At 67.4% G+C, this 22,344-nt stretch carries 21 protein-coding genes; 6 read left to right on the top strand and 15 right to left on the bottom strand.

What is annotated here, in order from left to right:
* The first annotated feature begins 148 nt into the window (after positions 1-148).
* The gene (locus tag QMG72_RS05995; protein WP_226774674.1) at positions 149-571 is read left to right on the top strand and encodes a GNAT family N-acetyltransferase; all 423 of its coding nucleotides are present in this window, start codon (positions 149-151) and stop codon (positions 569-571) included.
* A 37-nt stretch (positions 572-608) separates the two neighbouring features.
* On the opposite strand, the gene QMG72_RS17825 is transcribed toward QMG72_RS05995, so the two are convergent.
* The 6 genes from QMG72_RS17825 to QMG72_RS06020 all read right to left on the bottom strand — a co-directional run bounded on the left by QMG72_RS17825 (position 609) and on the right by QMG72_RS06020 (position 5,456).
* A complete protein-coding gene (locus QMG72_RS17825) occupies positions 609-830 on the bottom strand; it encodes a suppressor of fused domain protein (RefSeq protein WP_226774699.1) in 222 nt (73 codons plus the stop codon).
* Between the two features lie 51 nt (positions 831-881).
* The gene (locus QMG72_RS06000; protein ID WP_283480011.1) at positions 882-1,676 is read right to left on the bottom strand and encodes a glycosyltransferase family 2 protein; all 795 of its coding nucleotides are present in this window, start codon (positions 1,674-1,676) and stop codon (positions 882-884) included.
* Positions 1,677-1,681: 5 nt separating this feature from the next.
* A complete protein-coding gene (locus tag QMG72_RS06005; RefSeq protein WP_283480012.1) occupies positions 1,682-3,085 on the bottom strand; it encodes a bifunctional PIG-L family deacetylase/class I SAM-dependent methyltransferase in 1,404 nt (467 codons plus the stop codon).
* Complete coding sequence (locus tag QMG72_RS06010) at positions 3,079-4,194, bottom strand: acyl-CoA dehydrogenase family protein (protein WP_283480014.1); 1,116 nt, start codon at positions 4,192-4,194, stop codon at positions 3,079-3,081. The genes QMG72_RS06005 and QMG72_RS06010 overlap by 7 nt, the downstream gene beginning before the upstream one ends.
* 161 nt (positions 4,195-4,355) lie before the next feature.
* A complete protein-coding gene (locus QMG72_RS06015; protein ID WP_283480015.1) occupies positions 4,356-5,033 on the bottom strand; it encodes an O-methyltransferase in 678 nt (225 codons plus the stop codon).
* A gap of 54 nt (positions 5,034-5,087) precedes the next feature.
* Positions 5,088-5,456, bottom strand: coding sequence for a thiamine-binding protein (locus QMG72_RS06020; protein WP_226774679.1), 369 nt, complete (start codon positions 5,454-5,456; stop codon positions 5,088-5,090).
* Positions 5,457-5,655: 199 nt separating this feature from the next.
* Here QMG72_RS06020 and QMG72_RS06025 point away from each other — a divergent pair, with 199 nt between their 5' ends.
* Positions 5,656-6,288, top strand: a complete 633-nt coding sequence (locus QMG72_RS06025) for a TetR/AcrR family transcriptional regulator (protein WP_226774680.1) — start codon at positions 5,656-5,658, stop codon at positions 6,286-6,288.
* A 30-nt stretch (positions 6,289-6,318) separates the two neighbouring features.
* On the opposite strand, the gene QMG72_RS06030 is transcribed toward QMG72_RS06025, so the two are convergent.
* The 4 genes from QMG72_RS06030 to QMG72_RS06045 all read right to left on the bottom strand — a co-directional run bounded on the left by QMG72_RS06030 (position 6,319) and on the right by QMG72_RS06045 (position 10,221).
* The gene (locus QMG72_RS06030) at positions 6,319-8,601 is read right to left on the bottom strand and encodes a putative bifunctional diguanylate cyclase/phosphodiesterase (protein WP_282468059.1); all 2,283 of its coding nucleotides are present in this window, start codon (positions 8,599-8,601) and stop codon (positions 6,319-6,321) included.
* A 95-nt stretch (positions 8,602-8,696) separates the two neighbouring features.
* Entirely contained in the window at positions 8,697-9,008 is a 312-nt protein-coding gene (locus QMG72_RS06035) for an AzlD domain-containing protein (RefSeq protein WP_226774682.1), read from the bottom strand.
* Entirely contained in the window at positions 9,005-9,751 is a 747-nt protein-coding gene (locus tag QMG72_RS06040) for an AzlC family ABC transporter permease (protein WP_226774683.1), read from the bottom strand. The genes QMG72_RS06035 and QMG72_RS06040 overlap by 4 nt, the downstream gene beginning before the upstream one ends.
* Positions 9,748-10,221, bottom strand: coding sequence for a DoxX family protein (locus QMG72_RS06045; RefSeq protein ID WP_226774684.1), 474 nt, complete (start codon positions 10,219-10,221; stop codon positions 9,748-9,750). The genes QMG72_RS06040 and QMG72_RS06045 overlap by 4 nt, the downstream gene beginning before the upstream one ends.
* Before the next feature lie 108 nt (positions 10,222-10,329).
* Between QMG72_RS06045 and QMG72_RS06050 the strand changes: the two genes are divergently transcribed.
* Positions 10,330-11,310, top strand: coding sequence for an ABC transporter ATP-binding protein (locus tag QMG72_RS06050; protein WP_226774685.1), 981 nt, complete (start codon positions 10,330-10,332; stop codon positions 11,308-11,310).
* On the top strand, positions 11,303-12,895 hold the full coding sequence (locus QMG72_RS06055; protein WP_282468058.1) for an ABC transporter permease: 1,593 nt from the start codon (positions 11,303-11,305) through the stop codon (positions 12,893-12,895). Before QMG72_RS06050 ends, QMG72_RS06055 begins: the two co-directional genes overlap by 8 nt.
* Positions 12,896-12,940: 45 nt before the next feature.
* Here the strand turns inward: QMG72_RS06055 and QMG72_RS06060 are convergent, their stop codons facing one another.
* Positions 12,941-13,849, bottom strand: a complete 909-nt coding sequence (locus QMG72_RS06060; protein ID WP_226774686.1) for a glycerophosphodiester phosphodiesterase — start codon at positions 13,847-13,849, stop codon at positions 12,941-12,943.
* Positions 13,850-13,899: 50 nt separating this feature from the next.
* On the opposite strand from QMG72_RS06060, the gene QMG72_RS06065 reads away from it, so the two are divergent.
* Positions 13,900-15,237 (top strand): DUF445 domain-containing protein, encoded by a 1,338-nt coding sequence (locus QMG72_RS06065; protein ID WP_226774687.1) that lies wholly within the window; start codon positions 13,900-13,902, stop codon positions 15,235-15,237.
* On the opposite strand, the gene QMG72_RS06070 is transcribed toward QMG72_RS06065, so the two are convergent.
* From QMG72_RS06070 to QMG72_RS06080, 3 genes are all read right to left on the bottom strand, one after another.
* Positions 15,234-15,983 (bottom strand): LamB/YcsF family protein, encoded by a 750-nt coding sequence (locus QMG72_RS06070; RefSeq protein ID WP_226774688.1) that lies wholly within the window; start codon positions 15,981-15,983, stop codon positions 15,234-15,236. The two genes, QMG72_RS06065 and QMG72_RS06070, sit on opposite strands and share 4 nt — an antisense overlap.
* Positions 15,974-16,819, bottom strand: coding sequence for a hypothetical protein (locus tag QMG72_RS06075; protein ID WP_226774700.1), 846 nt, complete (start codon positions 16,817-16,819; stop codon positions 15,974-15,976). The genes QMG72_RS06070 and QMG72_RS06075 overlap by 10 nt, the downstream gene beginning before the upstream one ends.
* Before the next feature lie 157 nt (positions 16,820-16,976).
* Complete coding sequence (locus QMG72_RS06080) at positions 16,977-18,350, bottom strand: NAD-dependent succinate-semialdehyde dehydrogenase (protein ID WP_226774689.1); 1,374 nt, start codon at positions 18,348-18,350, stop codon at positions 16,977-16,979.
* Positions 18,351-18,573: 223 nt separating this feature from the next.
* Here QMG72_RS06080 and QMG72_RS06085 point away from each other — a divergent pair, with 223 nt between their 5' ends.
* Entirely contained in the window at positions 18,574-19,920 is a 1,347-nt protein-coding gene (locus tag QMG72_RS06085; RefSeq protein ID WP_283480019.1) for an MFS transporter, read from the top strand.
* Here the strand turns inward: QMG72_RS06085 and QMG72_RS06090 are convergent.
* Complete coding sequence (locus QMG72_RS06090) at positions 19,917-22,247, bottom strand: glycoside hydrolase family 65 protein (RefSeq protein WP_283480020.1); 2,331 nt, start codon at positions 22,245-22,247, stop codon at positions 19,917-19,919. The genes QMG72_RS06085 and QMG72_RS06090 overlap by 4 nt on opposite strands.
* Between the last annotated feature and the right edge of the window lie 97 nt (positions 22,248-22,344).

Genomic DNA, 22,344 nt, shown 5'->3' on the forward strand with positions numbered 1-22,344 from the left:
CGGTTCTTCCCCCGGAATAAGTGAAGGCCAAACCTAGGGACGGCATGTGCCCATGCCCAGCCACTCCGACGTGTGCCCATAAGACGATCGGCCTACGGGCGCGCATCTCGTAGCCACCCAATAACTAAGTTGCGTGTTTGGATGAAGCATGACCACCATCAAAGTAGTGAAGGCCAAAGACCTGCCACTCAGCGAAGTCCTAGAGCTATACCGTGCGGTGGAATGGCTTGCCTACACGAAGGACCCTGACAATCTAATACGAGCCTTGGAAGGATCTTCCACACTCGTGGCCGCTCATGATGGCCACACGCTGGTTGGACTAGCTCGCGTCATTTCCGATGGTGCTTCGATTTGCTACCTCCAGGACATCCTCGTGCGGCCGTCCCATCACAGAAGAGGTATAGGACGAGCCCTCGCTGAACGAGCGCTCGAACAGTACCCGCACGTGCGTCAGAAAGTCCTAATCACCGACGACCAGCTGAAGCAGAAAGCGTTCTATGAAGCGCTCGGCTACACCCAGACCGAGGAATTCCAAGGAGGATCGGTCAGGGCCTTCATCAGATTCGACTGAGTACCTACGTCCGTTAAAGGACCCCCATCTGGATGCCTTACGGCGATTCTGCGCTGCCCAGAAGACGAGGGAGAGACCGCTCGTGGTTCCAAACTTCCACTTCCTCCGCGTTCCAGACATCAAACAACGCATCTACGCCGTTGCTACGCGCATGCTCAATCTCTTGAGCAAAGAGCGGAGCGGCGTCGAGGAATTTGATATGGCTTCCGTTGCTGAGAGCAAGATCGGGTAACAGCTCAGGAGAGCGGTCAAAGAAGATCCATCCAGGGACTAACTGGTCGGGCTCACCCCGAAGCGCCCTAGGTCCCCGTCAGTCATCCGCAGGTAGCTGATGCCTGCCCAGCGTCCGCAGATATGCGGCAAAACCGTGCGGCGCCCTCGCCTGGATCCGGCCTGAGGTTAGCACTCGCATACTGTCGGTGGCAGTCACGGTGAAAGCGCGGCTCCGGAGGCTTTGCACCAGGGTCCGGTCCTCGTGCGAGACGAGTTTCGGGAAGCCTCCGGCGGCCAGGTAGGCAGAGGCCCTGACACCGAAGTTGGCGCCGTAGATGTGCGGGTGGCCCTCCTCGAAGGGGTGGCGTTGCAGCCAGCGCCGCAGAAGCTCCGGGTCCATCCCTGCGGGGTCCGGTTCCACCGAACCCAATACGGCGTCGGCTCCGGCCTCGGCGAACTCCAACTGGCGGACCAGCCAATGTTCCGGAACACGAGAGTCGGCATCAGTGTTGGCCAGCCACGTCCGGCCAGCCCACGGCGGCGGGGTCCACCGCTTGCCGGGCGGCCGCCGCCGGGGTGAGCCGATGCCGGCGGCCCGGGCCCCGGCCGCCCGGCTGGCTCCGGCGCTGTGGAAGTCCACTTCGAGGGCACGAAAGCGCCGGTCCGCGGCAGTGTAGCGTGCCGTGATGACGGCAGACCCGTCGGTGCAGCCGTCCAGCACAACTGTCACGCCAACTTCCACGTCGGGCCGGATCCGGTGCAGCGCGTCAGCGGCGCACTGCACCGCCAACAGGGCATCGTCGAGGTGCTGGTCCTCGTTGTGGGCAGGAATCACCACAGCGATCCGGTCGATGCCGCATCCGCGGGGCAGCGGCAGCGCATGGGCAACCATTCCGCCTAACCCTCCGGGCCCGGAACGACGGCGGTTTCCAGCGGAGCGGTCAGGACCTCCAGGATGAAGTCACGTTCGCGATACAGTCCGGCGTCGCTCCAGCCGAGTTGGCGGCGTGCTGCGGCGTGCACTGCGTCGCCGTCGAGCTCCCAGCCGGAGATTGGATGGCGCCAGTGGCACAGGACCAGGGAGCCGCCGGGCAGGAGCGCGGCCTCGACCCGTGCGAACAGCCCGGCCAGCTCACCGGCTGCGAGGTAGTAGCCCACCTCGGAGACCACAATCAGGTCGAACCGGCCGTCCGGCCACTCCTGCGGGACAGTAAGCCGGCGGGTCCGGGCAGCGGGCAGGTGGTCGAGGCGCCGGGCGGCATGGGCCAACGCGGCGCTGCTCGCGTCGACGGCCAGGAACGTGGTGCAGCGTTGTGCGAGTTCCGCGCTGAGCGTTCCGATCGAGCAGCCGACTTCCAGCCCTGCGGCATATACCTCGCCGGGCAGGGCGGCGAGGGTAAGCGAGCGTTTTCGCTGTTCGTACCAGCTGGTGGTGTACTCCCAAGGGTCGTCGGTTTCGGTGTGGACAGCATCAAAAACGCCTTCGGCGTCGGCGGCGGCGTAGGCGCCGGTGACTCCAGTGGGCCGCTGCCAGGCGAACGTCTCAAAGGGCCGTTCGAAGTGGCCCAGGAAGGCCGGCGAAAGCAGCGCTTCGTCCCCTGGCTGACCGGAGAGTGCCTGGACCTGCGACGAGTGGGCAGCCATCGCCGCTGCCTTGGCCCGTTGTTCCGCGGGATCCAGCGGCAGGCGCAGCCACGACTGCCATGCGGGGTCCGTGGCGTCCGCCCAGAGCCAGTACCAGATGGGGTATTCCAGCAGCCCGTGGCCGCCGGCATTGGCGGCCTCGGCCGCGGCGGCGCCCAGTTCTTCGTGGTCTGTGTGGCCGTCGTGCCGGTACGGGGCTACGAGCGTAATGCCGGCCGGAGGCAGCCCCGAGTCGGCAGTTGCCTCGGCGATCGCACGCTTGAGTGCCGCGCGCAGCTCTTCCCGGTGGTCGGCGAGCCTGCCGTCCGGCAGCCCGAGGAACCGCCACTCCGGTTCCGGCAGCAGGCGCTCGAGAGCGCCGCCGAATTCTTTGAGCCGCACGCCGGCGAGCTGTTCCGGCGTCGTGCTGGGAGAGTCCGGGTGGGAGGACTCCCCGGCCGTGCACAACAGGACAGTGACGCGTGCGCCGAGCCGTTCGAGCCGAGCCATCAGACCGCCGGCACCAAGGGATTCGTCGTCCGGATGCGCGGCCATGACAATAAACGCCCGGCCTACACCCTCCCCCGGCTCAAGCAGCAGCTCCGGCCGGGCAACCAGCCCGCTGGCCGCCCAGGCGGCCTCGCTGGTCCCGGCATCCTGATGGGTGAAGCTCACCATGGGTGGTCCCCTTTGAGCGTGCGGGCACCGAGCTGCGCGTCGTCGCGCATGGTGTGGTGCTGGCGGATGTACAGCGAGAGGTCAGCCATACGCTTCCCATATACGGGGTCGAAGGCGAGCGGGGCGGGCCCGAGATTCTGGCTGACAAGGGCCTGGATGTGTTCGACGGCGGTGGCCACCTGTCCGCGGACGCGCAGGGCCTCGCTCCAGGCGCCGCTGCCCGAGAGTTCCCCGGCATCAATTGCCTCCGCCGTCCGGGCCAGGTAGGCGGTCAGGGCAGTCAGGGTGCGGTCAATCTCGCCGAGGTGGGCGAGCGCGATCTGGTCCGGTTTTCGGCCGCCGTCGGACGCCGCAACCAAAGCCTCCTTGAACCCGCGGGCCACCGCGACGGCGCCGCCCAGCCAGCAGGCCGCAACGCCCATGCCGCCCCAAGCGAAGCCGGGCCGGCGGTAATACCAGCCGGCGTCGCCCAGTGGCACGGCCGGAACGGCGTCGAAGTGCACTGTCCCGCTGGGGATTTCCCGGAGCCCCAGGCTGCTCCACCGCGGGTCTTCGAAGCTGACGCCCTGGGCATGGAGGTCCACTGCGAAGGCCGCCCTGCCGCCGTCGTCCAGGTGGGCGGTCACAACGGCGTGGTCCAGCTGGGCAGCCAGCGAGCACCATGGTTTGGCGCCGTGCAGCAGGAAACTGCCGTCAGTGGCTTTGGCCTCGAGCCGCAGGCCTGCCGCTTCGGCGGCAAACACACCCCAGGCGCCGGCGTCCGGGCCGTGCCGGTCCGGCAGCGCCGCGTGGCGGGCCGCTTGGCTGCCTGCGGCCAGGGCGGCGGACTGGGCGAGGATTGCGGCCGCGTCCAGATGCGGTTCAATGACCCGTCCGGCCGCAATGTCGACGGCCGTGACGGAAGCCATCATTTCCCAGAGGAACGCAGTCCTTCCCTCGCCGGGGTTCGGTGCGGTTTCGGCTGCGGATTTGGCCAGCTCCAGCAGGGCCGGGACGTCGCCGACGGCGGACCGGGCTTCCGCCAGCAGGGGGCCGAGGCCGGCCAGGCGCTCCGGCCCGGAGCTTATCCGCACGGCGAGGGGCTGCTGGGAGGATGGCTTCCGGTTCATTCGGGCCTGCTCTCCTTCGAATGGTGTCTGGTGCTTTGTCGTCCGCGCCTGCCGGCCGGACAGCTGTTCGGCAAAGGGCGCCTCGCTCCTTAAATCTAAGCACACTTAGCACTTTCCGGATTCCGGCGTCAGTCCCGGTGCCGGCGGGAGGCCCGCCGCTGCTACAACACCCGTGCCAGGGCGAAGCCGTCCCAGCCTTTGGTGCCCACCGTCTGGATCACGGTGCCGTCCAGCCTCGGATCCTGGCCCAGCATGTGCAGGGCGCTGAGGATCCCCCGGGCAGTGACGGGGTCCAGGGCCGGGTCCAGCACGGCACCTTCCCACACCATGTTGTCCATCACGATGGCCGTGCCGGGCCTGCCGAGGCGGATGGCCCAGTCGAGGTAGTGCGGGTTGTTTTCCTTGTCCGCGTCGATGAAAACGAAATCAAAGGGCTCAACGTCCTCGTCGGCGAGACCTCGCAGCGTCTCCAGCGCGCGCCCGGTCCGGATCTCCACCAGATGGCCCAGGCCGGCGGCGTCCACATTGGCGCGGGCCACGCGGGCATGTTCGGGCAGGTATTCACAGCTGAGCAGCCGCCCGCCGTCGGGCAGTCCCTGTGCCATCCAGATGGTACTGAACCCCGCCAGCGTCCCGATTTCCAGCACGCGCCGGGCGCCAGAGAGCTGAACGAGGAGTTTGAGCAGTTTCCCGGCGTTGGGGGCCACCTCAATCGGCGGCATCCCCGCCTCAAGCGCCGTGGTGAGGGCGCGTTTGAGGGAGTTGTCCGCCCGGACCACAACGGCGGACAGGAAGTCTTCGACGGCGGACCAGCGGGCGGTGGGCTGATGCTCGAACATTGCCCCAGTCTTTCAGCTGCCCCGCCCCGGCGGTAGGCCCGACAGGGCCGATTCCTAGCCGGCCGCGGGGCTTGAGGCGCCCCCGATGGCTTCTTCCAACCGGTCAAGCTTTCCGGTCAGTTCGCCCGTAAAGCCCGGGCGAATGTCCGCTTTGATGACCAGCGAGACCCTGCTGCCGTAGCGGCCGACAGCCTCGGTGGCGCGCTTGACGACGTCGAAAACTTCATCCCACTCGCCCTCGATTGTGGTGAACATCGAGTCCGTGTGGTTCGGCAGACCAGACTCCCGCACGATCCGGACCGCTTCGGCGACGGCGTCGTGCACCGATGCCTCGTCCGAAGCGATGGCCCGGGAACCGGCTTCCGGGCCATCGGCCGTTCGCGCGGGACGGCCGGAGGGTGCGACGGAGAATGCAAGCAACATGGGCCCAGTCTTTCACGTACGCCGCCGCCCCGCGGCATGGCTGGCGGGCGGGGGCGTCAGGGGCCCGGACCGGAACCCGGACCGGGCCCCGGAACCCGCACCCCGGCCGCTGCCGCTGCCGCTGCCGCGCATACCGTCACATTCCCGCCTACCCGGGAGTAACCTCCCCGCCCCGGGTGCGCGTTGCTACCCTAAGCAAATGAACCGGGCAGCAGACCGCAAACCGCTCCGCGCTGATGCCGCGCGGAACGTGGACAAGATCATCACGGCCGCCCGCCTGTGCTTCCGTGAGCACGGCCCGGAAGTCCCGCTGCAGACCATCGCCGTGACCGCAGGAGTCGGCCCGGCGACGCTCTTCCGGAACTTCGCCGACAAGGAAGAACTGGTCCTCGCCGCACTGCACCGCCAGCTCGGTTTGCTGGTGGACCCGGTCATCGAGGAGGCCCTGGCCGGTCCCGACGCCGCCGACGGCCTCTTCCGTGTTATTGACGCGCTGATGGGCGTCGCTAGCGAAGAAGCCAACCTGCTTGGTGCCGTCGCTGGCCGGCGCGGGCTGCTGACCGGCATTACGGGGGACTTGATTGAGTCCGTCGCCGTGCTCCTGGGCCGCGGACAGGGCCAGGGTACGCTGCGCAGCGACATTTCGATGACCGACCTGATCCGGCTGCTGGCCATGCTGATTGGCGTGGTGGACACCATGGAGGCGGGTTCGGATGCCTGGCGCCGTGCGGCCGCCCTCGTCGAGGACGCGATCCGTTCGGAACGCCCCCACCGGCCGCTGCCGCCGCAGGCGCCCCTGCCGGGAACAGCCTTCGACTCCGTCCTTGGCTAGGGCCCGGCCTTGGCCTTGGCCCGGAATGCCTCAGGGCTGCGGGGCGGGTTCCAGCTGGCGCCGGCTAACGAGCCAGCCGTCCAGTTCCGCGGCGCTGACCGGGAGCGAGACATAGTGTCCTTGGGCGTTGTTGCAGCCGAGCTCCTTGAGTTCGTTCTGTGTCTGCCTGGTTTCCACGCCCTCGGCGACGATCCGCAGTCCCAGGCTGTGTGCCAGGGCGATGGTGGACGCCACAAGGGCCGAGGCCCGGGGGTCCGTGCCCATCGGCTGCACGAACGACTGGTCGAGCTTCAGTTCGTCGATGGGCAGCTCGCGCAGATAAGCCAGGGAACTGTAGCCCGTGCCAAAGTCATCGACGGCAATCTGAATACCGTTGCCCCTGAGTTCGGTCAGAATTCCCCGCGCGCGGTCACGGTCGGCCATCAGGAAGTCCTCGGTTATTTCCAGGATCAAGGCACTGGCCGGGAGCTGCCGCTCATGCAGCATGGCACTGATCCGGCGGGGAAGCCCGACGTCGACCAGCGAACTCGCGGAGATGTTGACCGCAACCGTGAGCTTCGCCTGTCGAGAAGACCACTGAGCGGCTTGATCCAGCGCCTTCTGCAGCACGACCAGCGTGAGGTCATGCATCAGGCCGCATTCTTCCGCGAGGTCCAGGAAGTCAGCGGGCATCAGCAGCCCCCGGGCGGGATGGTCCCAGCGCACCAGGGCCTCGACCCCGTGGATCTCGTTCGTGGCGAGATCGATTTGGGGCTGGTAATGCAATACCAGCTGATCGAGGACCAATGCGGTGCGTAGTTCCTGGATGGTGCGCAGCCGCAACTCGCCCTGCCGGTCATCGTCCTGATGGTAAAACTGGTGCCCGCTTCGGGCCGTCTTGGCCCGGTACATGGCAAGGTCTGCCTTGCGAAGGAGTGAGTTGGCGTCGGCCCCATGGTCCGGGAAGAGCGCAACGCCGATGCTGACGCTGGTCCGCAGTTCAATCCCGGCTACCGGGAACCCCCCGGCCAGCGCATCGCGGATCTTGCGGGCCACAGCGTCGGCTTCGTCGGCGCTGCTGCCATTCAGAAGCACCGCGAACTCATCACCGCCCAGCCGGGCCAACAGGTCACCGGTGCGAAGCGACCGCGACAACCGTTCCCCGACCTGGACCAGCAGGCGGTCGCCGGCCTCGTGGCCCAGACTGTCATTGATTTCCTTGAAGCGGTCCAGGTCAAGCAACAGCAGCGCACCGCTGCGCTTGCCGGCGCCGGCACCGGCGGCGGCGGCGGCGGCGGCCAATCGTTGCACACAATCATCGTGGAACGCCCGCCGGTTAAGCAGCCCGGTCAAATCATCCGTCCGGGCCAATCTGCGCAACAGTCGGTGGCGGAATGCCATCGGCACGGCCGCGAGGACCAGGGTGGCGCTGGCTAACACCAGCGCGTAGACCGGCACGTGTTGCTCGCTCCCCAGCAGCAGAACCGCCAACGCCGCCGCTGTCGCCGCTCCGGGCAGCAAAAGCGCCTGATGGGCCGTTCGCCGGCGCCGGCGCGGTTGCCCGGCACGGGAGGCCCGGTCAACCCACACGGCTATCAGTGCGATCCCGACGGCCCAGGCCATGTCCAGAGCTGACCCCACCGAATATGCTCCCGATGCTTCCCCCAGCGCAAACACAACATCCGCTGCAGCGAAGATGAGCAAACCAACCACGAGCGGAGCCCAGTGTCCGTCCGTTTCACCCCGGGCCGCGAAAATGGCCGCAACCACGGCAATAAGCATCAGGTCAAAGAGCGGATACGCGACGGCAATCACGGTCCGGGCAGAGAGGCCAGCTTCGCCTGAGGACCCCACCACGGGTTCAAGGACTACCGCCAACACCGTGGCTGCCCCGCAGGCGGCAACAGCGCTGTCGAGGAAAACGGGCCACGCAGCTCCATGCAGCCTCTTTCCCACAACAACGATCAAAGCCAGCAGCATCAGGGCATAAAAGAGCATGTATCCAAGGTCTGCCAGCGAAGGCGAAGGCAAAACACCGGATTCGTCCTGCGCCAAGGTGTAATACGTATCCCCCGCCACAGTCGCCGTCACCGCAACCGTAGCCAGTGCGTACTCGATCCGCACTCCGGCGGACCGGTGCAGTGCCAGCCAGCACACTGCAGCCGTTGTCCACCCCGTAGCCGCCGCCAGCCAGCCATCAACTACGGCGTCGAAGCCCTCGCCATGCAGAAGCCGGCCCGCGAGATAACCGGCCAAGGCCAGTGTCATCACAACGACGGGCAGTCCGGTCCTCCGGAAAACCATGCCGGCAGCCGGCCAGTCAGCTCGTTTCAAAATTCTCCCAAAGGTCCGGGTCACCTTACCAACCCCAGCCCCATCGACCATTCGTTCGCAGGCGGCATTTTGGTAACAGCTGCCAGCCGGTACGGCTAGTTCCAGCCCAGCAGCCTCAGTATTGCTGCTGCGCCGGCTCCGGCCAGGACGACCACGAGAAAGGGTGCCCGGAGCACCAGGGCGAGGCCCGCCGCAGCCAATGCCCCCAGCCGTGCATCCAGCGCCAGCGTCTGGCCCGAGGCCACGGTATTTACAATGGCCAGGGAGGCCAGCAGCCCGATCGTTATGGTGCCGGCGATCCGGGACATCCGGGGGTCACGGAGCACGCTGGCCGGGACCAGATATCCCAGCAGTTTCCACGCGTAGGCCAGCAGACAGGAAAGCAGCAGCCACATCCACAGGCTCATGCGGTATCCCCTGCCGGGCGCACCCGTGCGTCCGGGTGGTCCGCATAAGGGTCCACGTCCGGTTCCAGTCCTTCGTCGCTGCGGCCATTACTGAACCAGCCGATTGCCGCCGCAACCACGGCGGCCACCAGGATCGGCACCCCGGCGGGCACCAATGGTACCGCCAGCACAGTGGCCAGGGCACAGACGACGGCGATCGCCACAGGTTCGCGGCCCTTGAGCCGGGGCCACAACAGGCCCAGGAACGCCGCCACGGCAGCGCCGTCGAGGCCCCACTGTTTGGGATCGCCGAGCGCCCCGCCTGCCAGGGCGCCCACGGCGGTGAACAGGTTCCAGAGAACGAAGATGCCAACGCCCGCGGTCCAGAAGCCACGCTTGCGCTCCAGCGGATCAGTTTGACCGGTGCTGGTGGCGGTCGACTCGTCGATGGTGACGTGGGCGGCCGCAAACCGCAGCCAGCCCCGCGGCGCCAGCAGTGCGTTGATCTGCATGCCGTAAATCCCGTTACGCATGCCCAACAGGGTGGCCGCCCCCATCGCGGCGACCCCGGAGCCGCCCCCGGCTACCACACCGATAAACGCGAATTGTGAGCCGCCGCTGAACAGCAGCAGGCTCAGGGCCATAGTCTGCCAAAAGTCAAGGCCTGATGTAACGGACAGCGCTCCGAAAGAGACGCCGTAGAGTCCGGTGGCGATGCTGATGGAGAGCCCCACCCGCACGGCCGGGGACTGCAGAAGCCTCACCGCCGGGCCTGTTGCTGCCGGGCCCGTTGCGCCGGTGCGGTTTTCCGCAAGCTCCAGGCCCAGGCAATCAGCGGCGCCTGCAGCGGCAACCGCAGGGTGTGCGTGCGGCGCCGGGCGGGGGTCCCGCCCGGGCCGTAGGCCTTTCGCAGGGCGTCGAGGTGTCCGGCGAGGAAAAGGGTGAACATGGCCGTCACACATCCGGCCGCGGCGCGACGTGTCACCGGGACCAGGAGCCCCACGGCGGCGGCCACTTCAAGCAGGCCGCTGAATGCGACCCATTCCTCCCGGGACAGGACCGCGAGGGGGCTGTTTGGCTTCCCGCCGCTGTCATCCCGGCACAGCGCATCGGGAACCACTGGCGCGAAGAAATCCGGATCATCAAAGTGCTTCGACGCGCTGGCCAGCAGCAGGACGCTCATCGCGACCGCGGAAAGTGTCTGGGTGTCCCGGCCGGACCAGCGAGATGGCATGGATTAACTCAATCACAGCCGCGGTCCCCCCGCTAACCGTGACTGGCTGCCTCAAAACAGGACTTTCTGCAGGGTGTCACGAGGGTCAATCGGGGTACGTTGTTGCGTATGGGCGCTGCGGTGGAAATGAAGGGCGTTGTGAAGCGGTTCGGGACCGTGCAGGCGCTGGACGGCTTGGACTTCGACGTGGCTGCCGGTGAGGTGCACGGTTTCCTCGGGCCCAACGGATCAGGCAAATCCACCACCTTGCGGCTGCTGCTGGGTCTGCTGCGCTCCAATGCCGGTTCCATCCGGGTGCTGGGACTCGACCCCTGGCGTGAGGTATCGACCTTGCACCGCCGGTTGGCCTACGTCCCCGGGGACGTAGCACTGTGGCCGAACTTGACAGGCGGGGAGATCATCGACCTGCTGGGCCGGCTTCAGGGCGGGCAGGACCGCGCACGCCGGGATCAGCTCCTGGACCTGTTCGAACTGGACCCCAGCAAGAGGGCCCGGGCGTACTCCAAGGGAAACCGCCAGAAAGTGGCCCTTGTTGCTGCCCTGGCCACCGATGCTGAACTTTTCCTGCTGGACGAGCCGACGAGCGGGCTGGACCCGCTGATGGCGGACGTATTCCGCAGCTGCGTCCGCGAACTGCGCACGCAGGGGAGAACAGTGGTGCTGAGCAGCCATATCCTCAGTGAGGCCGAGGCACTTTCGGACCGGGTCAGCATTATCCGGTCCGGGCGGCTGGTGGAGACCGGCCCGCTGGAGCAGCTGCGGCATCTCACCCGAACTTCGGTCACCGCCGACGTCGCCACGGTGCCGCCCGGACTCGAACTCCTGCCCGGTGTCCACGACGTCGTCGTAACGGACCACCGGGTCAACGCCCAAGTCGAGCCGGCCGGCCTGAACCACCTGATGCAGGCACTGACGACGGCGGGACTGAGGTCCCTCACAAGCCAGCCGCCAACGCTCGAGGACCTGTTCCTGCGCCACTATGGTGCCGGCACTGCCGGGGATTCGGCGGCGGCGTCCGGCGCCCCGCCCGGACAGCCCGGCTCCGGTGCCCCTGCCAGGCCGGGCCGACGGCGGGCCGGCGATGCCTGAGACCCTGGCCGGAACCGGCGTCCTGATCCGGCTCGGGCTGCGGCGGGACCGCTGGATGCTGCCTGCGTGGATCGTCGGTTTCGCCTTGACCGCCTACTCGACCGCGCGTGCCGGAGTCGAGCTCTACCCCGATGCCACGAGCCGCATCGAGGCCTCCACCGCCCTGAACGCGACCGCCTCCATGGTGGCCATGTTCGGGCGGATCTACGACCCCGGCTCGATCGGTGCGCTGTCGCTCATCAAATACACCGCGTTTATGGCCGCCATCCTGGCCGTCCTGATGATCGTCCTCGCCGTCCGTCACACCCGCGGGGACGAGGAGAGCGGACGCCTGGAACTGCTCGGCGGCGGGCGGCTGGGGCGAGACGCACCGCTGGCGGCGGCCCTCACGATCAGCCTGGGGGCCAACGTGCTGCTCGGGTTGCTCTCGGCAGCCGCGCTGGCCGCCGGCGGACTGCCGGCGGCCGGTTCCTTCGCCTTCGGCCTGGGCTGGGCCGCCACCGGGATGGTATTCAGCGCCGTGGCCGGCGTGGCGGCACAGCTCACCGCCAGCGCCCGGGCCGCGACCGGGATCAGTGTCAGTATCGTCGCAGTGACCTATGCTTTGCGAGCTGTCGGAGACCTCGCCGAGCCGGGACCATCGGCGCTCTCCTGGCTCTCGCCCATCGGGTGGAACCAGCAGATCCGGGCGTTCGCCGGAGACCGCTGGTGGGTGCTGGCGCTGCCTGTTGCCCTCTCTCTCGTGCTGGTTCCGGCGGCATTCGCGCTTCGGGCACGGCGGGACCTGGGAGCCGGGATCGCTGCCGGGCGTCCCGGACCTGCCGTAGGCTCGCTCTCCGGCGTCTGGGGCCTGGCCGTAAGGCTGCAGTACCGCGTACTTTTAGGCTGGGCCGTGGCGTTCGTGATTTTCGGCGTTGTCATCGGTTCCCTGGTCTCCAATGTGGCAGAGCTGCTGAGTTCACCAAACGCCCAGGACCTTATCAAGCTGCTGGGCGGCCCCCGCGCTTTGACGGAGGCCTTCCTGGCCGCGGAAATCAGCATCATGGGTCTACTGGCGGCCGCCTACGGGGTATCGGCGGCGAACCATCTGCGCAGCGAGGAAGCCGCGGGCCATACCGAAGTCCTGCTGGGCACGGCCACTACCCGGTTCCGGTGGGCGGGCAGCCACTTCACCTTTGCGTTGGCCGGCATCGTTTTGCTGCTCTTTCTGGCGGGCCTGTCGATTGGTGCCGGAGCCGCCTTCGCCGTCAACGATGCCTCCCTGCTGGGCCGCAGCACCGTTGCCGCTTTGGCCCAGGTGCCGGCCGCATGGGTTGTTACCAGCCTCGCTCTGGCGGTGTTCGGCTGGGCGCCTCGGCTGACCGGGGCGGCCTGGGGCCTCCTGCTGGCGTTCGTCGCCTTGGGAGAGTTCGGGGTGCTGTGGAACGCCCCGAACTGGCTGATGGACCTCTCCCCGTTCAGGCATTCCCCGCTGCTCCCGGTGGGATCCGGGGATGGTGCGGCGCTGGGTGTCCTGACCGTGGCAGCGGCCGTGCTTGCTGCGTTCGGGTTCGCCGGCTGGCGGCGCCGGGACCTTGCAGCGTAGCCTCCCCCTGTTCCCCTGGGCTTGAGGCGCAAAGACCAGCGGGAGCTACCCGTGCAAGCCGAGGCTCCGCGACCCGGCCGAGAGCTGCGCCAGGACCTGCCCGGGCCGGTTGGTGGTGACCTCGTGGATCCCAAGCTCCTGGCACAAGGCGACGTCGGCTTCCGAATCCACCGTCCACACCCGGAACCGCCGGCCGGAGTTGAGCCAGCGCCGGATGGTCCGGGAATGGCCCCGGACATAGTCGATGCCCGGGCCGGCCAGCCCGGTCTCGCAGTCATCCAGGATCCGTTCGGCTTCCGTTTGCGCGGCCTTCATCACATTGGCAAGCGCTCCGCCGGTGAGCGCCCCGAGGCCCAGCTCCTCGCGGAGCTCCTCGACGTCGACGTCGTCCACAAGCTGGCACACGGCGGCGGACGGGACGGTTCCCAGCAGGTGCTTCACGGAGTCCGGGCTGAAGCTCATAAAAGACACCACGATGTTCCCGAGCCGGGACGTCGCCGGATCCCAGCCTTCGGCCGTGAGGATTTCCAGGACACGGTCTTCGAGCTTGAGCTGAAAGGGACTCGGGTGTTTGAGTTCAATTGCCAGCCCGATCTCCCGGCCTGCTGTCCGCAGGAGGGCCAGCAACTCCGGGAGCGTCAGCAGCTGGGCTGATCTACTGCCGTATTCTTCCGGGATCCTGGCGCCCTTCCAGGAGGAAAAGTCCAGCGCCCGGAGCTCCTCGAGGGTCCTGTCCGCCACGGCTCCGGTGCCATCCGAGGTGCGGTCCAGGGTTGAGTCGTGCAGCAGTACAGCGTGCTGGTCCCTGGTGAGGTGGATATCGCACTCCACACCGTCGGCGCCGTCGGCAATTGCCTGCAGGTAGGCCGCCCGGGTGTGCTCAGCGAACGCCGCACTGGAACCACGGTGGGCGTAGACCAGCGGACGGGTTGCGGTGGACTCGGCAGTCGTCATGCTGACACGTTAGCGGACGGCCACCGCCCAAGCCGGGCTAGGCTGGGCACATGCAGGTGAAATCTAAGCCAACTACCCGCGCGGAGGGCCCCGCCGGCGCCAACGCGCCCGCAGTCGGCCGCCCCAGCCGCCGCCAATCCATGGCAGGGAGCGACGCCGCGAAAGAATCCGCGCTCCGGCGGATGAAGCTGCTGGCGCTCTCACTGTTGGTTTTGATGGCCATCATCTTTGTGGTCGCCTTCGCCCTGCAGAAGCAGTACCCCTGGCTCGAATACGTCCGGGCTGCGGCCGAGGGCGGTATGGTGGGCGCCCTCGCCGACTGGTTCGCGGTGACGGCCCTGTTCAAGTACCCGATGGGCTTGAAAATCCCGCACACCGCCATCATTCCGCAGCGCAAGGACCAGATTGGCGCCTCGCTGGGTGAATTCGTGGAAACCAACTTCCTTTCCGAGCAGGTGGTCCAGGAGAAACTGGCCTCGGTGGACATCGCCCGCAAAGCCGGAGCTTGGCTCTCCGGGCCCGGCGGCGCGGAGCGGGTGGCCAAGGAAGGTGCCGCCGTCATCCGCGGGGCCTTTACCGTGCTCAACGACGACGACGTCCAGGCCGTGATCGAGGGCATGGTCCGCCGGCATCTGCTCGCTCCGCCGTGGGGTCCCCCGGTGGGCCGGGTCGCCGAGCGGATCTTCGACGACGGCCATCACCACGCCTTGGTGGACGTGCTCGTGGACCGAACCGTGGACTGGGTGCGGGACAACCAGGAGACGGTCAACCGGGTGGTGACTGACCGGTCCCCGACGTGGGTGCCGTCGTTCGTCGACGGACTCGTAGGCGACAAGGTCTACGTCGAGATCCTCAAATTCACCCGCGCTGTGCAGACCGACCCGCAGCACCAGGTCCGCCGGTCGATCGACACGTACCTCAAGGATCTGGCACAGGACCTGCAGCACGATCCGGTTATGATTGCCCGGGCCGAAGGCATCAAGGCCCAAGTCCTGGGAGATCCGGAAATTCGGGAACTCGCCTCCCGAACCTGGGGCACCATCAAGGCCGCGCTGCTCTCCGCCGTCGACGATCCGCACAGCGAACTGACCGTCAGGTTCAAAGCCGCCGTGCATGACTTCGGCACCCGGCTCGTTGTCGACGGCGAACTGGCCGGCAAGGTGAACAGGTGGATCGGGGACGCCGCCGGGTATCTCGTCAAGACGTACCGCTCGGACATCGCAGGTGTGATCACCGATACCGTATCCCGCTGGGATGCCGAGGAAACCTCGCAAAAGATCGAGCTTCAGATCGGCAAGGACCTGCAGTTCATCCGAATTAACGGCACCGTGGTGGGCGCCCTTGCCGGCCTCGCGATTTTTGCTGTGGCCCACCTGGTCTTCGGCTAAGCGAAGCTTTCCAGCTCCACGCCTGCGCTTTCGAGGGCCGCGCGGATCGCGGCGGCGGTTTCGACCGACCCGGGCGTGTCACCGTGGATGCACAGCGAGTGCGGTTCGATCCTGAGCACCGTCCCGTCCACAGCTTCGACCTCGCCTTCGACGGCAAGGCGCACGGCCCGTTCCTGGATCCGGCCGAGGTCCTCCAGCAGTGCACCATCCTGCGAGCGCGGCAGCAGGGTGCCGTCGGGCAGGTAGGCGCGGTCGGCGAAGGCCTCGGTAAAGACCGGGTGGCCGGCTTCTTGGGCGATCCCGAGCAGGGCGGAGCCCGGGAAGCCCAGCACGGCAAGCCCCGGATCGTAGGCCTGGATGGCCGCGACGACTGCCGAAGCCTGCTCGGCGTCGCGCACTGTCCGGTCGTAGAGTGCCCCGTGCAGCTTGATGTAGTCCACCGAGGCGCCGACGGCGTGCGCCACCCCGTCCAAGGCGCCGAGCTGGTACAGCACGGCGCCGAAGAGATCATCGAACGTCATGTCCAGGGCCCGGAGCCCGAATCCGGCCATGTCCGGGTAGCCCAGGTGAGCGCCCACCCGCACGTCGGACTCGTAGGCCGCCCGGCAGGTGTCCAGCATGGTCACGGGGTCCCCGGCGTGCAGCCCGCAGGCCACGCTGGCGCTCGTCAGAAGCGGAAACATCGCGGCGTCGTCGCCCATGGTCCACGTCCCGAAGGACTCCCCCAAGTCAGCGTTCAAATCCAAAACGTGCCGCCTTTCTGCGCTGAATCGTCCTTGCTGTCCTTTGTGTCAGCCGGGGCTGCTGCCGGGCCGTCCAGCTCCGCGGTCGCTCCCAGTTCGCCGGGGATCACGAGGGGCAGCGGTCCGAACGCTTCCTTGGCATTGGCCACCACGGCCCGTCCCATCATCCGGTTGCCGACCCCGCCCACGACGGCCCCGACGCCGAACGGCAGGGCCCGGCCCAGCAAGGCACCGCCTTGGCGCCTGAGCAGGCTCCGGAGGAAAGCCCGCTGGATCCGTTCACGAACCTGGCCGAAGCCAACAAGCGGTGCCCGGCGTGCGAACAGTGTGCCCCACGCCTGGGTGGGCCCGCCGCCCTGCCCGGTGGCTTGGCCGCTCAGGGAACTCAACAGCGCGGTGCCTTCCTCGCCGAGCATTACGGCCATGACCAGTGTGCTGGCCTTTTCCGGATCCACCATCCGCACGCCGTGAAGTTCGGCGAGCGAGGTGGCAAAAAGTGCTGTGGCCTCCAGGAAACCGGCGGTCGCGGCGGCCGAGAGGCCCAGTGCGGCCACAGTCCCGACGCCGGGAATCACGGCCGCCCCGCCCACAAGCGCGCCGCCGCCGGTGACGGCAATGAGGTAGTCCCGTTCCAGGGTTGCGGCCAGCTGGGCCGCCGTGGCCCGCGGGTGCTTTCGCTGGAGCCGGCGAAGGTTCGCCAGGATCAAGGGGCGCTGGATTTCAACGGCCCGCAGGAGCACGTTGTGCACACCTGCCCGGGGTTTGCCCTCGGCGTCGAACATCGCGTTGTGTGCTGACTGCTGGGCAATTTTCATTGCCGGGTTGCCTCGCTTGGCCATCATCGCCTCTCATCGGAACCGTCACTGCTGTGGATTCAAGCCTTAACACTAGGCCACAGCGGCGCCGCCGGTAGAGGCGGACGATGGCCCGGGCGGGCAGTTGAGGGCGGATCGGCGGCGCCTGTCCGCCCTCAACTGCCGTGAAGAACTGCCCGGTTTAGCGCGGTGTCCGGATGAGCTTCTTATTGACGAACTCATTCATGCCGAACCGTGCCAGCTCGCGCCCGACGCCCGAACGCTTCACACCACCGAAGGGCAGATCCGCCTGGGTTTCGGCCACGGAATTGATAAAGACCATGCCGGTGTCCAGCCGATCGGCCACCGCCTTGGCCTTCTCGGCGTCGGCACTGAAGACCGCACCGCCGAGCCCGTACGGGGACCCGTTGGCCAGTTCAATGGCCTCCTCAACGCTGGCGACCTTGTAGACGACGGCCGCCGGGCCGAAGAGTTCTTCGGAGAACGCCCGCATCCCGGGGGTCACATCCGTCAGCACCGTGGGCTCCACGAAGGCGCCGGGGCCATCGATGTGGTGTCCGCCGGTCCGCAGGGTAGCGCCCTTGTCCACGGCGTCCTGGATCTGCTCGATGAGGCCGTCCGCGGCGCTCTGTGAGGAGAGCGGCCCGAAGCGGGTGTCGGCGAGCAAGGGATCACCGTGCTTGACCGCGGACATCCGCGCAGTGAACTTCTCCACAAAAGCCTCGTACAGGTCCTCAAGGATGATAAAACGCTTCGAAGCCGTGCAGGCCTGGCCGGCGTTCCCGATCCGTCCGCTGACCGCTGCCTTTACCGTGGCGTCCAGGTCGTCTGAGTCGAGGACGATAAACGGATCACTGCCACCGAGTTCGAGCACATACTTCTTCAGGTTGCGGCCGGCCACCTCGGCGACTGCCGAGCCGGCCCGCTCGCTTCCGGTCAGGGAGACACCCTGGACCCGGTCATCGGCGACGACTTCGGCAACCTGTTCGTTGCTCAGGAAAACGTTGAGGTAGACACCCTCCGGGAGCCCGGCATCCTTGAAAATCTGTTCAATGGCAAGGGCGGACTGGGGGCAGCTGCCGGCATGCTTGAGCAGGATGGTGTTGCCGAGGACCAGGTTGGGGGCGGCGAACCGGGCCACTTGGTAGTACGGGTAGTTCCACGGCATGATGCCCAGGAGCGGCCCGACCGGTGCTGAGCGGACGATTGCTTCGCCGCCGCCTTTAACATCAAGCAGTTCGTCTTCGAGGAAGGCCGGGCCCTCTTCGGCGTAGTACGAGTAGATGTCGGCCACCAGGCCCACTTCGCCCCGGGACTGGGCCAAGGGCTTGCCCATCTCCGTGGCGATCAGACGGGCCAGTTCGTCCTGTCGTTCCCGGTACAGTTCGGCCACGCGGGCAATGACCGCGGCGCGGTCCGCTACGGGCGCAGCCTGCCAGGCCTGGAAGGCCTGCTTCGACGCCGCGAGGGCATTCTCCACCTCATCCGCGGTAGCAAGCGGAAATTCCTTCAGCGTCTCTCCGGTCGCGGGGTTCACTGTCTTGTAAGCAGTCATTAATCCACCATCTCCGATTCTGGGTAGTCCGGCTCAATCGGGCCTGTGGCCGCCGCAGCAGAACTGCGTAGCGGCTTTCCGGCCCCGTGCGTCGGAACGGGGTGTCCTGGTTGGATTGCCCGTCCCGTTAGGCGACAACCCGGACACCGGCCCGCCTATTCCATCGGATTTTCCCGCCTGGAAACCGCCGCCCTCACGCGAAGTCGCAGCCTAAACTGGGACCATGCGCTCACCGAGGGCCCTGCGGCCCTTCGCACACCGGGAATACCGTGTGCTGATTACAGCACTGGCCATCTCCATTTTCGGCTCCGGAATGTGGGCCGTGGCGATGGTCTACGAGGTGATCGAGCTCGGCGGGGGGCCGTTGGAGCTCTCCCTCGTTGCGGCCGCCGGCAGCGCCGGACTCGTCGCGTTTTTGCTGATGGGCGGCATCGCCGCGGACCGGTTCCCGCAGCGGCTGCTCATCATCGCGGTGGAGGGGGCCAACCTGGCCGTCATCGCCACCATCAGCGGACTGGCCATGCTGGGCTGGCTGGAACTCTGGCATCTGGCGCTCGGCGGGTTTGTGCTCGGCGCCGGCGCAGCATTCTTCTTCCCCGCCTACTCCGCCATCCTCCCCCGGATCCTGCCGCCGGAGGACCTGCTCGCGGCTAACGGTTTGGAAGGGACCATGCGGCCGCTCCTGCAGCAGGCCACCGGCCCGGCCGTCGCGGGCATCCTGGTCGCAGCCCTCTCCCCCGCGCATGCAGTGACCGGGGTGGCGGTGTGCCACCTGCTGGCCCTCGCCGTCCTCAGCCTGCTCCGCCGCCAGCCCCGTCCGGATATGGACGGCGCTGGCGGCGGGGCAGGTTCCGGGACCGGCGAACGCGCCCCAACGTCCCTGCTGCAGGACCTCCGCGAAGGAGTCAGCTACACGGTCCGCACACCCTGGCTAATGTGGACCCTGCTGTGGGCCTGCATCTCCGTACTTTTCCTGATCGGCCCCATCGAGGTGCTCCTGCCGTTTGTGGTCCGCGACCAGCTCGGCGGCGACTCGCGCCAGTTCGGATTCCTGCTCGCGGTGATGGGCGTCGGCGGCGCCGCCGCGTCGCTGGCAACTGCTTCGTTCCCGCTGCCGCGCCGCTACCTGAGCGCGATGATAGTGAGCTGGGGCGCCGGGAGCCTGCCACTTGCCGCCGTCGGCATCATCGACAGCTTTTGGGCGCTGGCTGCCGCGCTCTTCGTCTTCGGTGCCACCGGCGGGATGGGCATGGTCATTTGGGGCACCCTGCTGCAGCGCCGGGTTCCCCCGCACCTGCTGGGCCGCGTCTCAAGCCTGGACTTCTTCGTCTCGCTGGCCCTGATGCCGGTCTCCATGGCCCTCGCCGGCCCGGCCGCCGAGGTGCTGCCGGTCGGGCTCATCTTCCTGGTGGCCGGGACCGTGTGTCCGGTTGTGGCGGTCATCGCACTGGCCGTCGCGAAGATGCCGGCCGACGAGATCGCCAACCCGCTCGACGACGGCCCGGAGCGCCTGGCTGGCGACGGGCACCCCGGCAGCAGCGGCGCCGCCGAACGGCAGCAGCAGGCCTAGCCGGCTGCGCGCACCATCGGCAGGGACGCCGTCGGCAGTCCGCTCGGGAAGATCGTGGGCTCCGGGACCGCCACCGGGGCCAGCGGCACCCGGACCGGATCACCGTCGACCGTAAACAGCTCGCCGCGGACGTCGATCTCGAGCGGTGGGCCCCCGCGCACCGTCAGGCTGATGGCACCCTGCTCCAGTTCAAGCTGCAGCAGCCGGCCCTGGATCTTCAGGTGGAACGAGAGCCCTTCCCAGCCAGCGGGCAGCCGCGGGTCGAAGTAGGGCACCGCACCCTGGTCCCGGAGGCCGGCGAAGCCGCTGACCAGCGAGCTCCACACGCCGCCGGTGGACGCGATGTGCACGCCGTCGATCGTGTTGCCGTGTGTGTCGTCCAGGTCGATGAACAACGCGTGCGTGAAGTGGTCCAGCGCGGCGTCGCCGTAGCCGACCTCGGCCGCCATAATGCCCTGCACACAGGCGGACAGGGTGGAGTCGCCGGTGGTGATCGGGTCGTAGAAATCGAAGGCGCGGCGCTTTTCCTCGGCCGTGAAGTCCTGCCACTGCAGGAACATGGCCAGCACGGTATCGGCCTGCTTCAGCACCTGGTGGCGGTAGATCACCAGCGGGTGGAAGTGCAGCAGCAGCGGGTACTTGTAACGCGGTGTCGTCCAGTCCCACGGCTCCAGGGTCATAAAGTCGTTGTCCTGAGCGTGGACCTGGAGGTCCTCGTCATAGGGCAGCTGCATCCGGTTGGCGGCCTGCTCCCACACCTGGCGTTCGGCATCGTCAATCCCGGGGTGATCCAGCGCCGCCGCCGCCCGCAGGTTAAAGCGCGCCATCACGTTGGTATAGACGTTGTCGTTGACAACGGCGGTGTACTCATCCGGGCCGGTGACGCCGTGAATATGGAACTGCCCGTCCTTGCCAAAGAAACCCAGGGACACCCACATCCGGGCGGTCTCGATCAGCAGCTCGGCGCCGAGGGTTTCCTGGAACTCCTGGTCGCCGCTGGCCCAGATGTAGCGGTTGGTCGCGAAGGCGATCGCGGCGGCGATGTGGAACTGGGCCGTGCCGGCGGCGTAGTAGGCGCTGGCCTCCAGCCCGTTAATGGTGCGCCAAGGGAACAGGGCGCCGTCCACGCTGAGTTCCTTGGCCCGGATCTTGGCTTCGGGCAGCATCTCATGGCGGAACTGCAGGACCTGGCGGGCGTTGCCGGGGCTGGTGTACGTCAGGTAGGGCATCAGGTACACCTCCTGGTCCCAGAAGTAGTGCCCGTCATAGCCGGAACCGGACACACCCTTCGCCGGGATGCCGGCGACGTCGGCGCAGGCGGTGGCCTGGGCCAACTGGAAGAGGTTCCAGCGGACGGCCTGCTGCAGCTCGGTCTGGCCGGCGAGGATGATGTCGCTGGTGGTCCAGTAGTTTCGGTAATGCTCCGCGCTTTCGGCGAAAATCTCCGACAGCGGCCTCAGACCCGCTTCCGCGTCGTCGGCAAGGTCTTCGGAGGCTTGCCCGACGGCGTAGCTGACACTCTTTTCCAGCACAAACGGCTCGTCGGCGCTTACGGCCAGAACGTAGCGGACACTGCTGTCGTCCTCATGCACCTGGGTGTCGAAAGGCTGCACGCCGGCGTTGGTCCAGTGGTCGACAGCCAGGCCAATGCGCTGTTTGGATTCGGCGGTCTCCCAGGACAGCCGCAGCGAGCCGTCGCCGCCGTCGAGCCGCACCGGCAGCAGCACCCGCCCGGCGTGCCGGCCGGCACGCCGGGGGTCGTGGGCCGAGTGATCATCCACCGGCTGGTCCTGGCGGTTTATCACCGAGGAGGTCACGTCCGCGGAGATATCCCGGTCCGCGCCGAGTTCCAGCGAGATGCCAAGCGCACCGCGGGACTGGTAGCCGACAGCGCGTCGTTCGATGGTGGTCACGGTGGCGCCCGAGCGGCACTGCCACACGATCCGGCATTCGTACACGCCGGTGGCGAAGTCGACACTGCGGCGGTAGTCGAGCACTGTGGATTCGTCCAGGCTCAAGGTTTCGCCGTCGATGATCACGGTGAAGTTGTTGGCGTCGGGGATGTAGAGGATCCGCTGGCCGGTGCGGGCGAAGCCGTAGGCGTTCTCCGCGTGCTTGATGTCCCAGGTCTCGTGGAAGCCGTTGACGAAGCTGCCCGGCAGCTCGGCGTCGGCGGCGGCCCAGTGAGCGCCGCGGATACCGAGGTGGCCGTTGCCGAGGCTGAAGAGGGTCTCCAGCGTGCCGGCGTTGCCGGGGAGGTGCACAGTCTCGACCAGCTGCCAGGGGTCATTGGGGAACCGCGCGCGGTCAGAGGTGATAAGGGCCATGGTTTATCCTTCAGGCGGTAAAAAGGCTGCTGATGAGAGGTTTTTTGTGCGGTCTTGCAGGGCCTTGCAGCGTCCTGGTCGGGACGGAAGGGTGACG

The organism is Pseudarthrobacter sp. PH31-O2 (assembly GCF_030063265.1).
Classification (GTDB): domain Bacteria; phylum Actinomycetota; class Actinomycetes; order Actinomycetales; family Micrococcaceae; genus Arthrobacter.